This window comes from Catenulispora sp. EB89 (genome assembly GCF_041261445.1).
Lineage (GTDB): Bacteria > Actinomycetota > Actinomycetes > Streptomycetales > Catenulisporaceae > Catenulispora.
Genome location: NZ_JBGCCU010000023.1, coordinates 182,416 through 194,982, shown reverse-complemented (window position 1 = coordinate 194,982; position 12,567 = coordinate 182,416). Strand labels below are relative to the sequence as shown.

The window sequence follows — 12,567 nt, the reverse complement described above, 5'->3', positions numbered from 1 at the left end:
AGCGCGAGCACCATCGAAACCAACATCAACACCCTGGTGTCATCGCTCTCCCCCTACGGAATCACCAACCACTACAACCCCGACGGCACCCGCGCGGTCGACGTCTACCTCGCCACCGTCCCGGACGCGCCCGGCCTCACCGCGGCGCAGGAAACCGAAAGGAACAACCTCAACACCTGCATCACCACCCAGGGCGCGAACTGCACCGTGAAGATCCTGTTCGGCGGGTCCAGCAACACCGGCGCGGCCAGCGGTTACGTCGACATCGCAGCCGCCGTCGCCGGAGCCGGCAGCAACCCGACCCAGGCGCAGATCAACACGGCGATCCTCACTGCGGTGAAGAACTCGCCCGTGACCGGCTGGTAGCGACGCCAAGCCCGACGTTGGCTGCCGACTTGCCGGCGGCCAACGTCTGCGCCACGTCTGTAGATGGGTGAAGCATGGTCACCGAGATCATGGCATGACGTCGCAACGGTGTAGCCAGCAGGCGCTCCGGCGTGCGGTGGATGTTGACTGCGGACGCCGAACCTCCGCAACATGTGGGCCCGAAGTGGGCCCGTCAGCCCGGAAAGCACCATTTCCGCAGGTCACAGCTTTTCATGTCCAGTACTTCGACATCTAGAACGTGGCTTGACCTGCGGAGACGCAGTTTGAAAGATATGCACCACCTCGTATCGCCCCAGGTCGGCAAGCCGCTGACATGGGGCGATACGTGCATCTATATGTCTGAGGGTCTCTCATGTTCTCGTGATGTGGGCCCAAAGTGGGCCCGTCACCGCGTATGAACTCGCCCAGCTGGCACACCGTCCAACCCCACCTGCCCGTGGGGCTGACATCGGCATGTACATGATGCACACATGTCAGCGAACCGACACGCGCCGAGGTTCTCTATTCCGCGGAAGACGCGGCACACCGCGATGAAATGGCCGGCGTCGTCGACATCCTGTGCGAGCTGGCGCCAGTGCCGAAGGATGCATGGCGCTGGGTCGATGCGACTGACCCCGGTTGTCACCTCGGGTCCGCTGGTTGCCGGGCTCTCTCGTCTGACAGTGTTGGCGGATGGTGGAGCGCGAAGAGTCCAACCCTGACGACTGGTCGACACGTGCACGCCAGTCGTTCCTGACCACTTTGTGGAGCATGATCGTCGACGAGGACAGCTACTCCGATGGTTGTCCGTCGTGGATTGATCTCAGAGGCGACCAGCAGGCCCGGGTTGCCGCCGGTACGGGGGCGGCCGCGCTGCAGCGGATCCTGGCATGCGGCGTGGACCCGGACGATTTGACCGATCTGGTGCGGGAGATGCAACACAACCTCCTCTACGGGGTCTGCCAGCTGATCGACGATCCAGGGCTGTTGGGCATCGGGCTGGACGAGGAATGGTCCGAGCCGACGGACTTCCGCTGGGAACTCGTGGCGGTACGCACCACGGGGCCGGCGGGACAAGCACCGATCCGTGATCTGCACTCTTCGTTCGATGCGGTTGACCCCAGCGGCCGCGACGGTGCGCCGCGTGGAAGGCCGATTCCTGCTCGGCTGCCGGGCTACCCGCTGTATGCCAGGCTGGCCGTCGCCCACGCACAGGCGGGCGACCGTATCCAGGCGATCACCACCTGGCGGAAGGCGACTGGTGCGCCCGTGTCGGAGGCAAAGGCTGCCGTCGACCTTCTGCTCGACCAGGTACAGCAAGATCCGGGGAGTGCGCCCGCCCGCCTTGACGCCGCACCGATCGCCCCTGGAGCCGTCATCGGCCAGGCACCGAATCTACAATCGCCTGACCGGTAGATACGGGAGGGCACAGTGGGACACTTCGAGGGCTTCGACGTCGCCGGTTTCTGGGACGACTCGGCGTACGCGCTTAAGGAGTACGTGGAAGAGGCGCCGCCCTCGCGGGAGTTGATCGCCTCGTTGGAGGAGGAACTCGGCGGGTACCATCTGCCCGACTCATACATCGCGCTGATGAACGCGCATAACGGCGGCGTTCCGACCCGGGTCTGCTTCCCCATGGCCGAGCCGACCGACTGGGCCGAAAGCTACTTGGAGATCTCCGGTATCCGGGGCATCGGACGGACCCGGTCGCAATCGCTCGGGGGTGAGTTCGGCAGCCGGTTCTGGATCGAGATGTGGCAGTACCCCGACATCGGTGTGTATTTCGCGGACACACCCTCGGCCGGCCACGACATGCTCGCCCTCGACTATCGCGCGTGCGGCAAGCACGGCGAGCCGACCGTGGTTCACGTCGATCAGGAGCACGATTTCGCGATCACCTCGGTCGCGGAGAACTTCGAGGCGTTCGTGATGGGCCTGGTCGATGAGTCCGTCTACGACACCTCCGAGCAGGATCGGCTCGACGCGCTGGCCACGGTGCGGGAGGGCAGCTTCTCCCCGATCCTGCTGCGTGCCTTCGGCGAGGTTGCAGACGTTCTGCCCGACGCCGACCGCCGTCTGCGGTCGCTCGGGGAGGCCGTCGTGCAGGACAAGGGGTTCTTCGCCCTGCACGCCGACGCGCGCTCCCTGCTGATGTACGACTACCTGTTCTGGCTGTTCACCAGCTTCAACCGGGTCGGCTCCTTCGAGCAGTACCTCAGGACCCCTCCACAGCACGAGCGGTCCTACGCGCTACCGGACTACGAGCTCATGATCGTCTTCAGTCTCGGGTCCGAGCCGTACGGCTTCACCACCGGCGGGTACGGCCCCGGCTTCCTCGAAGAGTGGTGGGAGTCCCGCATCGCGTCAAGCCATATCGTCGAGACCGCCGACGGCTATCGGTTGGCCGACGCCGTCATCACCGCGATGCTCGACGAACTTGCCACTGTGGCCTGCCAGGGCGGGTAGCCGTACTTGTCATGACGGCGGCGTAGCCCACGGACTGCCGCCTCCCGAGTCGCCCGCGCTGGCTATGGACTCAAGCTCGTCGAGTCCGCCCGGTCACGTCCGCCCCCAGGGCCGACGGCGAGCCTGAACGCACCTCGCCGCCTGCCCCTACCATCGACCGCGATAGAGCCCTACCGTTCCGCGGCAGTGCGCGGCCATGGATAGGCCGGGTCCACGGTGATCGCCACCAGGTGCGGGGCGTCGCGCGGGAAAGCCCAGACGCGTCCCAGAGTGCTGGTGGCGGTGACCGTGGCCTCGTCAAGGGTGACTTCGGCGAACGGGTTGGACGAGCAGGCCACCGCCAGCCACTGCAGCGTGCGCTGCTCGTCGTCAAGCGTCAGCGCGACCCAGCCGACGCTGCCGTGGCTCGCCGACTCCCCGGCGAGGGCACGGTACCCGGCGTGGCCGGACGAGGCCATCGTCCCGTCGACGTCCAGCCAGTCGCTGGCGCGCCACGCAGTGGCCCGCAGGATCTCCGACCAGTGCCAGTCCTCCGACCGCGGGTCGTGGCGCTTGTCATGCGCACGGAGTCGCATCAGGCTCATGACCGACAGCGAGCCGTCGGAGTACACGATGAAGTCTCCGTCGGGGGCCTCGCGGTTCCGCCAACGGTCATGCACGTGGTCAGGAGGATCAGGCACCGCTTCGTCGAAGTTCACAGCGGCCATGATGTTCGAACCGCTCGAGGCGAGTCCAACTCGCCGACTATCAGCAATGAGCGATAGCCGCAACGTGCCCGTCATACGAGGCGAGAGCATCAAGCCGGCCTTCCCCGCTACTTCACTTCATGCCCGGATCGCCGTCGCTGCTCGGCGAGGCCATCGCCCACGCCCACATCTGCGGCAAGTCCTGGGCCGACCTGGTCGCCTCACGCAGCTGCGTGCCCCTGGGCCTCCGGGCCACGTCCCTGGAGCCCGGCCTGGCGACAGCCATCCGACACGACGGGCGCCGCGGGCTCCCGGCCCCGTGCTCGTCCATGGCCGGCGATCGCCGGCGCCGGCGGCCTGTATTCCACGCTCGTCGACATGGGACTTGCCTGCTGACAGCACAGCTACACCCTGTAGCACAACACCAGTATCTCAGGGTTCTCCTTTATTGCGGTTCGCACACATGGGCCAATACGGTTCGCAGCACGAACTCCAACCTCCGTCCCTGCGGACGCGACGAAAGGCGGGACCTGACCCGTGGAAGAGATCGTTTTCGGCTTCGGTGCGCTCAGCACATTCGATGAAACGCTGGACCTACTGCGCCTGGCGCAACTGGCTGAGCGCGAGGGACTGGACGTCTTCTCGCTCTCGGACCACCCGTACCTCGGCGAGCGCCTTGACGCGTACGCCGCCCTCGGTTTCGTTCTTGGCGCGACGGCGCGCCTGACCGGGTTCGTGAACGTCACCAGCCTGCCGGTGCGGCCCCCGGTGATGCTGTCCCGGACCGTGACGACGCTCTCCGCGCTCTCGGGCGGCCGCTTCGTGTTCGGTGTGGGCGCGGGCGGTGTGTGGGATCGGATCTCCGACATGGGCGTGCAGCCGCCGTCGGGCGGCGCCGCGGTGGATGCCCTCGAGGAGGCGATCGTCCTGGTGCGGAAGCTGTCGGGCGGCGGTCCGCCGGTAACGCACAGCGGTCGCTACACGCAGGTGCGCGAGGTCGAGCCGACGCCCGTCCCGGCGCCTGCGGTCTGGACCGGTTCGGTGGGCCCCAAGTCCCTGTCCGTGACCGGTCGGATAGCCGACGGCTGGATTCCCGGATACGGCGCGGACTGGGCCAGTCCGCGCTATCGGGATTCCCGTCCGGTGATCGACGAGGCGGCGGCGTCCGTGGGCCGCGACCCGCGCGAGATCCGCACGGTCTTCAACCTGCCCAGCCTGATCACCGACCAGCCGCTGGCCTCGACGCGCGGTGCGGATGGCGAGTGGCTCGGCGGGTCCGTCGACCAGTGGGTCGAGGAGCTGACCATGGCAGTGCTCGAATACGATGCCGCTGGCTTCATGTACTTCACGCCTGAGTGGACTGCTCCGGACGAGGTTTCGCTCGGACGCTGGGCTGCGGAGATCGCCCCGGCGGTGCGTGAGGCGGTCGCGAAGCACAACGACTAGCGTCGGACGGTCGCTCGACGCCTTACGCCGCCGGCCCTACGGCCCGACAGCCCGACAGCCCGTCACCCTGTTCATCCCGTCAGCAGCTGCCGCCGCCCGAAGCCGCCACCGCCCGAGAAGCTCTCCCTGATCTCATCGGCATCAGGCAACTGCACCTCCTCGAAGAGCATCAACGCCGTCTCCCAGGCCCTACGTGCCGCCGAGCCCTGGGACATCGCTTCCCGCTCCCGGACGATCTTCCGCCACCTCCACACTTCGGAGAAGCGCCGGTAGCAGCCAAGGACCTCAGTGTCTGAGCCAGGCGGTGCACGCTGACCGCGCGCTCGGCGTGGACGATCGCCGCCCCCGGTGATCGTCCACGTACGCCGTGGCGGGCGGGTAAGGACACTGCGTTCGCGACCGCGCTCGCGGCCCGGCGCCGACTCGGACCGCACGAGCGAGATCCGCACATGCTCCGGCGCCTTCGGGTAGTCGCCGCGCGCCTTCTCCATCGCTGCCATGACGTGGTCGACCTTGGCGATTCCGGCATGGTCTTCGAGGTCCGCAGGCACCTTCACGGCGCGGCGCGGCGCGCCGATTATCGGTCTCGTCGTATGTAAGACTTCTGTCTTGCATAGTCGCAATCACTCAGGAGGTTCGTAGTGTCGGACACCACATGCCAAATGTCGATCTCGCTGGACGGCTTCATCGCCGGGCCGGACCAGAGCGGCGACAGCCCGATGGGCAAGCGCGGGATGGAGCTGCACGCCTGGCACATCGGTGACCCGCGGGCCACCGACGCCGACGAGGTCGCCAACGGCTGGCTCATGCGCCCGCGCGGCGCGCATGTGATGGGTCGGAACACGTTCGGTCCGATCCGCGGGGAGTGGGATGCGGACTGGACCGGGTGGTGGGGTGACGAGCCGCCGTACCACGCGCCGGTGTTCGTGCTGACCCACCACCGCCGGGACCCGATCGAGATGAAGGGCGGGACGACCTTCTACTTCGTCACCGACGGCTTCGACGCCGCCTACGCCGCCGCGCTCGAGGCCGCCGGAGACAAGGGCGTGGACATCACCGGCGGGGCCTCGACCGTCCGACAGGCGCTGGCCGCCGGAGTCATCGACGAGCTCACCCTTGACATCGCGCCGGTCCTGCTCGGTTCGGGCGAGCGCATCTTCGACGGGAGCGAGACCTTCGGCTTCGAACCCGTCGAGGCGCTCCATTCGCCGCTGTCCACCCACGTCCGGTATCGCCGCGTCGGCTGACTGCGCTGACCGCGCTCACGGCCGCGGCGCTGCCCAGCGCCGCGGCCGTGCCCTTTCACCGGCACGAGCGGTGTAAGACTCAGGATGCGAATACCGGCGGCTCCGACACCCGGCCGGTGGGCGCGCCGCTCTACCGCCCGGACGGAGGTGGCCCCAACGTGGGCCCGGCGCCGAAGCTCGAACTTGCGCGCCCGCCGCTCGGACTGCAGGCCAGCCGGCCTAGCGCAGTCCGGCTCAGCGCAGTCCGGCGAACAAGTCGTTCTCGGGAACGTCCGTGCCGGTGCCGGCGCCGTCCCGGACCCGGACGAAGGTCTCCACACCCATCAGCTGCGTGAAGCGCTCCTGGCCCATCTTCAGGAAGAAGATGTTCTCGCCTTGGCTGGCGTGCGCTGCCAGCGCGTCGAACTTCTGACTTCCGAACTCGGAGACGTCCACCCACGTGGTGATCTCCTCGTCGGGGAGCCCGATCTCGGGCAGCTCCGCGGCCTCCGTCGGATCCGGCTCGGTCCACGCCGGGTCGAACTCACGCATCGTCTCCATGAACTTCTGCATTCCGGACCGCGGCATCGTCGTCCAGTACAGCTTCGGCGTCAGTTCGGTCAGCGCCAACGCCGCCACCGTGACACGGTTCGCCTGGATGTGGTCGGGGTGACCGTAGAAGCCGTTCTCGTCGTAGGTCACGACCACATCGGGTTCGTAGTGCCGCATGAGCTCGGCCAGGCGCGCGGCGCTCTGCTCGACGGGTGTCCGCCAGAAGGATTCGGGCGCGTCATTGGTCGCCCAGCCCATCATTCCGGAGTCTGCATAATCCAACATCTCCAGATGGGTGATATTCAGGACGTCGCAGCTGGCTTTGAGTTCCTCACGTCGGAGCGCAGCCACCGCAACCGGGTCGTGGCCGGGCTCGCCCGGCTTCACACCTCCCGGTCCGTCTCCACAGCCGCCATCGGTACAGGTGACCAGGACCGTGCGGATGCCCTCGGCCGCGTACCGCGCCAAGACCCCTCCGGTACCTGTCGCCTCGTCGTCGGGGTGGGCGTGGACCGCCATCAAGGTCAAGGGTCGATTCTCCATAGAGACATCCTCCGGTATGGATCGGGTTCGGTTCGCATCCGCGGTGCACCGACACAACCGCCGTGCGCGACGTCGGTACCAACAGACACAGCAGCGTTGAAGACACGCGTTGTTCCTGCACCAGAGCTGGTTCCGTCGCCTTCGTTAGAATCTGCCGGGAGAGCGTGCGGTCCGCGGGCGGCCAGCGGCGAATCCGGTCTCCACCCCAGCACCTCTTGAGGCGGTTCCTTCGACGATGGGGTCTGATTTTTGGGAGCGGGAAGCAAGCCTGATCCGGAGAACGCCGCTGATCTGGCGGAGTTCGTCGAGCTGTTGGGCCGGCTGCGCGTGTGGGCCGGGTCGCCGTCCGTCCGGACTCTGGCCAAGCGGGTGGGGCCGTTGATGCGGCCGCCGCGGGTGGTCTCGCACTCCACGGTGGCGGCGGTGTTCCAGACCTGGCGGCGGCGGCTCGATCTGGATCTGGTCACCGCCATCGTGCGGGTGCTCGACGCGGACGAGGCGGCCGCCGAGCGGTGGCGTTCGGCGTATCTACGGGTGTACCGCGACACCAAGACCGGTGGGCCGACCGGAGTGCTGCGGCAGTTGCCCGTCGATCTGGCCACCTTCATCGGGCGGGAGAAGGAACTCGCCTTCTTGGCCGATGCGGCCGCCCAGGACATGAGCACCGTTGTGATCTCGGCGGTCGAGGGGATGGCCGGCGTCGGGAAGACCCAGCTCGCCCTGCACGCGGCTCATCGCCTGGTGCGCGCCGGGCGATGCGCCGACGCGCAGTTGTACGCGAACCTGCGCGGCTTCGATCCGGACCACGAACCGGCCGACCCCGCCGCGGTGCTGGACGTGTTCCTGCGCCAGCTGGAGGTGCCAGCCGCGCATGTGCCCGCGGGGCTCGACGAGCGGGCGGCGATGTTCCGCGACCGCGTGCACGGACGGCAGGCGCTGCTCCTGCTCGACAACGCTGCCGACGCCGACCAGATCAGGCCTCTGCTTCCGGCCTCACCGACCTGTCTGGTGCTGGTCACCAGCCGCCGCAGTCTGGCCGCGCTGGAGGGCGCCCGCACGATCACCCTGGACGTGCTCGACCCGGCGGAGTCGGTCGAGTTGCTGGCCCGCGTCGTCGGCCCCGAGAGGGTCGCCGCCGAACCGGAGGCGGCGGCGAGGATCGCGGCCATGTGCGGCAACCTGCCGCTCGCCGTCTCGCTCGCCGCGGCGCGGCTGCACTCCCGACCGGCCTGGACTCTGCAGTACCTGGCCGACCGGCTCGGCAACCGGCTGGACGAGATCGGGGCTGGCGGCAGAGGGCTGACTTGCGTCTTCGACCTGTCGTACCAGGGGCTGCCCGCGGCCGCCCGACGAGTGTTCCGGCTGCTCGGCGTCCATCCGGCGACGGACTTCACCGCGGCCTCGATCACCGCACTGGCCGACCTGGACCTCGGCGAGGCCGAGCAGATCCTGGAGCTGCTGCAGGACGAGAAGCTGATCCAGCAGAAGGTCGTGGATCGTTACGAGCTGCACGACCTGCTGCGCGTCTACGCGGCCGAACGCGCCATGGCAGAGCTCGATGACGAGGAACGTTTCGAGGCCGTCGCCGCGGTCCTCGAATGGTACGTGGCGACCGCGTCCCAGGTGGGCCGACTGATGAACGCCCATCACCCGCTGCCGTTCCCCACCGACGACGCGAGGGGCCACAACGTCCAGTTCCGCGACAACAAACAGGCACTCTCCTGGTTCGAACGCGAACGGCCGAACCTGCTGCGAGCCTTCTCGGAGGCCACCCGGTCGGGACACGACCACATGGTCGTCAACCTGGCATTGGTGATGGCCCGGATCGAGGAGATCGGCCGCAGCTGGCGAGAGCCCGAACGGCTGCTTCGAGCCGCCCTGCCCCACGCGCGGCGGTCTGCTGAGCCGAAGGCTGAGATGCAGGTGCAGCGATGGCTCGGCCACATGCTCTTCTTGGACGACAGATCGGACGAGGCGCTCGTCCCCCTCGAAGCGGCGCTGGCTCTGGCCCGCGAACACCATGACCTGGTGAACGAACAACGGGCGCTGAACACCATTGCCTTGGCGCACACGGGACTCGGCGATCACGAGCGCGGCCTGGAGGTCGGCCTCCAGGCCTTGTCGCTGCGCGACCACGTTGAAGTGCGGCTCGCGGCCCGCAGCATGAGCGCCTTCAACACCGTCGCGACCTGCCTTCACGAGCTGGGCCGACCGGGCGAAGCGGTCGCCTATGTCGTCGCCGCCATCGAGGAGGCTCGGGCTCACAACGATCAGATGTTCATCGGGATGCTGCTGCACAACCTCGGCTTCACCTATCTCGCCCTCGATCGCCATGCCGAAGCCATCACCGCCTTCGAGGAGTCGGCGTTCATGATGCACGATCTGGGGAACCGGTACGTCCACGCCGACGACCTCAACGGCATCGCACGAGCACTGCACTTCCAGGGTCGCGTGCCGGAGGCCGAGGAGTTCCACAGGCAGGCGCTGGCCGTGTTCGACGACCTGCCGCAAGCCGAAGCCGAGCGGTTTCGCAGCCGACTCGACGCGTCGCCGCTGCGGTATCCCATGTAGCAGGCTCCAGGTCGGCCAGTCGCCGGCAAGTCACCGGCGAATCGTCGGCCTGGAGCGATAACCGTTAGGAAGACACAGGTCCGGCAGGATTGCGGCCGTGGTCGGCTCGTAGACCCGAGTGCCGCCGTGCTCAGGGCGCCTTTGATCGCGGCGCCGGCGGCGGCGGTGAGGGGGCTGTCGACCGCCGACGCCGCGTTGGCGAGGTCGTCCAGGGTCCGGGCGGCGGGGGCCAGTGCATCCACGAGGGTGCAGTCGCCGACTTCGGCTCCGCCGACGCGGTGGATGGCCGCGAGACCGGAGGTGGCTGCGTCGGCGACGGCGCGGGGGCCGGGGGCGCGGTCGTCGGCCAGGGCTGTCATGCCGTCGGTCCCCGATACGTTGGGCGTGCGCGCCTTCTGTACTCCGCCGAGCAGGTTGTCGCCGAAGTCGCCGTCGCCGACGAGTTGGTCGAGGATGGTGAGGTTGTCGTGGACCTGGTCGGTGAGCTGCCACAGGGCGTCGAGGACGTCCTGGTCGGCCGGGTGCTGCGGCGCGCCGGCGACCGCGGATACGGCCCCGGCCTGGGCGCCGCAGCCGTCGCGGCACCCACAGCCAGGGGGCGGGAGGGCAACACCAGCGGGGTGTCGGTCGGGGCCGTCCAGAGTTCGGTCGACTCCGGCTTCATCGCGGTGAGGGTGATGGAGAAGCCGGCCATGTCCAAGGCCGCCGTGAAGGTGCCGGGCAGGACGGCCAGGGGCCGGATGCCGCGCGTGGTCAGCGTTAGCGTTCGGTGCAGCAGAGAGGCGATGGCGTGCAGTTCCAAGCTGGTGGTGGCGCCCAGGCCGTTGACGACGGCCAGCACCCTGTCGTGCGACGTGGGCAGGGCCGCGAGCAGGTCGCCGGTCATCCGGTCCACGAGTTCTTCCACCGGCCGATGGTCGATGATGCCCGTGCCCCGCTCGCCGTGGATCCCGACTGCGTACTCCAAGGTGTCGGGGGCCAGGGCGAAGGCCGGCTGGCCGGTGGCCGGCGAGGTCTGGGCGCGGGCGGCGACGGCCAGGCTGCGTGACCGCGCCACGACCTCGGCGCCGACCGCGGCGAGCTCGTCGAGCTTGGCTCCGCGGTCGGCCAGGGCCCCGAGCAGCTTCTCCACGACCACCGTCGCCGCCGTGCCGCGCCGTCCGGTGGCGGTGTCCTTGTTCTCGCGCCACGAAGGAATCACACATCGTCGCTAGTACCCGTACTCCCGCCAGCGGTCGAGCACCCGCTGCTGAACGTCCTGCGGCCATCCGTTGGCGAAGCTGCCCTTGACCGGGCGGTCGCCGTTCGGGAAGAGGTCCGCGAGGAGGCAGTTGTACAGCACCTTTCCGGCCCGGTAGGAGTGCGCCTCGGCCTCCGACAGGTAGACCGACAGCTGCACGTGCGGCTCGGCCGGGAAGTGGACCTCGCCGTGTTCCGGGTGGGCGCGGGTGGCGAAGGCCCAGACGACGTCGTCGACGTCCGTGATGTCGATGTCGTCCTCGACCAGGAGGATCTTGGGGGCGCCGTAGCCGGCCTTGCCTTCGAAGGCCACTTCGCCGATCTTGCGGGCGAGGTCGGCGGAGGGGGTCGCGGTGGTTTCGTGCCAGTCCGAGCGCAGGGCGATGATCAGCCAGTGCATGGCGGATTCGTAGGAGAACCAGGTCGAGGACACGGGGAGGCCGGCTGCGCGGAGTTTGTGGAGGATCTCGGCGGCGTGCATCGTGCCGGACAGGGTGTGGTCCTCCTCCACCGGCGGGCCGGCGGCGACGACCGGGAGGATCGCGTCGTCCCGGTGGGTGATCGCGGTGACGTGGAAGACCGGCTTGGGCGAGCGGTCGGTGGCGTTGTAGCCGGGGTACTCGTTCATCGGGCCCTCCATCACCGTCTCGTCGAAGGCGATGAAGCCCTCGACGACGATCTCGGCGGTGGCCGGCACCATCAGGTCGACGGTCTCGGCCGGCACGACCTCGACACCCTCGCCGAACAGCGCGCCGAGGAAGTGCGCCTCGTCGGCGCCCTCGGGCAGCGGGTAGGCGCCGACGAACGGCAGCCCCGGCTCGACGCCGAGGGCCAGCGCGACCGGCATCGGCTCGCCGCGCTCGGCCCACTGCGCGCGGATGACGCCCAGGTGCTGCGGCGCCGGGATCAGGCAGGCCAGGGTCTTCGCGTCGTGGATCATCATCCGGTTGATCGACCAGTTGGTCCACGATCCGTCCGGGGTCCTGGCGATGTTCATGCCGTACGTCTGGAGGTAGCGGCCGCCGTCGTTGCCGTGGATCAGCGGCGTCGGGAAGCGGAACAGGTCGACGTCGTCGCCGAGCATCACGTTCTGCTTGCACGGCGCCGAATCCCGGTCCACGACGACCGGCGGGATCCCCGGCTTGTCCCGCGCGGCGACGACCGTCTCGATGATCTCCTGGCCGCCGGCGTCGGCGGAAAGCCCGAGCGACAGCGCGATCCGGGCCAGGGGATGCGCCGTGCCGGACAGACCGCCCGGCGCGCCGAGAACACGGAAACCAGTCCCCTGATATCCCGTGATGTTCGTGAACAACGGAGCCGGGGCCCGCAGATCGTAGGAGCGGCGGATCACCGCCCCGATCTCCAGGTTCCAGTCCACCTCGGCGTCGATCGACCGAACCTCGCCGACGTCTTCCAGCTCGGATATGAACTCGCGCAGGCTGCGCAGGTGCTTCACCGGTGTTCCTCTCATG

General features: G+C 68.4%; 11 protein-coding genes and 1 pseudogene. 6 read left to right on the top strand and 6 right to left on the bottom strand.

What is annotated here, in order from left to right:
• The 3 genes from ABH920_RS37375 to ABH920_RS37365 all read left to right on the top strand — a co-directional run.
• A partial coding sequence (locus tag ABH920_RS37375; protein WP_370354003.1) for a hypothetical protein occupies positions 1-366 on the top strand: 366 nt, incomplete at its 5' end.
• Positions 367-1,059: 693 nt separating this feature from the next.
• On the top strand, positions 1,060-1,782 hold the full coding sequence (locus ABH920_RS37370) for a hypothetical protein (RefSeq protein WP_370354002.1): 723 nt from the start codon (positions 1,060-1,062) through the stop codon (positions 1,780-1,782).
• A gap of 15 nt (positions 1,783-1,797) precedes the next feature.
• Entirely contained in the window at positions 1,798-2,832 is a 1,035-nt protein-coding gene (locus ABH920_RS37365) for an SMI1/KNR4 family protein (RefSeq protein WP_370354001.1), read from the top strand.
• A gap of 170 nt (positions 2,833-3,002) precedes the next feature.
• On the opposite strand, the gene ABH920_RS37360 is transcribed toward ABH920_RS37365, so the two are convergent.
• The gene (locus ABH920_RS37360) at positions 3,003-3,530 is read right to left on the bottom strand and encodes a hypothetical protein (RefSeq protein ID WP_370354000.1); all 528 of its coding nucleotides are present in this window, start codon (positions 3,528-3,530) and stop codon (positions 3,003-3,005) included.
• Between the two features lie 525 nt (positions 3,531-4,055).
• Between ABH920_RS37360 and ABH920_RS37355 the strand changes: the two genes are divergently transcribed.
• On the top strand, positions 4,056-4,964 hold the full coding sequence (locus ABH920_RS37355) for an LLM class flavin-dependent oxidoreductase (protein WP_370353999.1): 909 nt from the start codon (positions 4,056-4,058) through the stop codon (positions 4,962-4,964).
• Between the two features lie 71 nt (positions 4,965-5,035).
• Here the strand turns inward: ABH920_RS37355 and ABH920_RS37350 are convergent, their stop codons facing one another.
• Positions 5,036-5,521 (bottom strand): hypothetical protein, encoded by a 486-nt coding sequence (locus ABH920_RS37350; protein ID WP_370353998.1) that lies wholly within the window; start codon positions 5,519-5,521, stop codon positions 5,036-5,038.
• Positions 5,522-5,605: 84 nt separating this feature from the next.
• Between ABH920_RS37350 and ABH920_RS37345 the strand changes: the two genes are divergently transcribed.
• On the top strand, positions 5,606-6,211 hold the full coding sequence (locus ABH920_RS37345; RefSeq protein ID WP_370353997.1) for a dihydrofolate reductase family protein: 606 nt from the start codon (positions 5,606-5,608) through the stop codon (positions 6,209-6,211).
• Positions 6,212-6,445: 234 nt separating this feature from the next.
• Here the strand turns inward: ABH920_RS37345 and ABH920_RS37340 are convergent, their stop codons facing one another.
• A complete protein-coding gene (locus ABH920_RS37340) occupies positions 6,446-7,285 on the bottom strand; it encodes a PIG-L family deacetylase (protein WP_370353996.1) in 840 nt (279 codons plus the stop codon).
• 249 nt (positions 7,286-7,534) lie between these two features.
• On the opposite strand from ABH920_RS37340, the gene ABH920_RS37335 reads away from it, so the two are divergent.
• Complete coding sequence (locus ABH920_RS37335) at positions 7,535-9,856, top strand: tetratricopeptide repeat protein (protein ID WP_370353995.1); 2,322 nt, start codon at positions 7,535-7,537, stop codon at positions 9,854-9,856.
• Between the two features lie 173 nt (positions 9,857-10,029).
• Here ABH920_RS37335 and ABH920_RS37330 read toward each other — a convergent pair.
• From ABH920_RS37330 to ABH920_RS37320, 3 genes and pseudogenes are all read right to left on the bottom strand, one after another.
• Positions 10,030-10,215 (bottom strand): annotated as a pseudogene (locus tag ABH920_RS37330) (DAK2 domain-containing protein); the annotation flags it as partial.
• Positions 10,212-11,057 (bottom strand): dihydroxyacetone kinase subunit DhaK, encoded by an 846-nt coding sequence (locus tag ABH920_RS37325; protein ID WP_370353994.1) that lies wholly within the window; start codon positions 11,055-11,057, stop codon positions 10,212-10,214. The pseudogene ABH920_RS37330 and the gene ABH920_RS37325, both read right to left, overlap by 4 nt.
• 9 nt (positions 11,058-11,066) lie before the next feature.
• On the bottom strand, positions 11,067-12,566 hold the full coding sequence (locus tag ABH920_RS37320) for a UbiD family decarboxylase (protein WP_370353993.1): 1,500 nt from the start codon (positions 12,564-12,566) through the stop codon (positions 11,067-11,069).
• Position 12,567 lies beyond the last annotated feature (1 nt).

Coding starts and splice junctions, on each gene's coding strand:
- ABH920_RS37370 (WP_370354002.1), top strand. CDS start 1,060: ATGGTGGAGCGCGAAGAGTCCAACCCTGACGACTGGTCGACACGTGCA.
- ABH920_RS37340 (WP_370353996.1), bottom strand. CDS start 7,285: ATGGAGAATCGACCCTTGACCTTGATGGCGGTCCACGCCCACCCCGAC.
- ABH920_RS37320 (WP_370353993.1), bottom strand. CDS start 12,566: ATGAGAGGAACACCGGTGAAGCACCTGCGCAGCCTGCGCGAGTTCATA.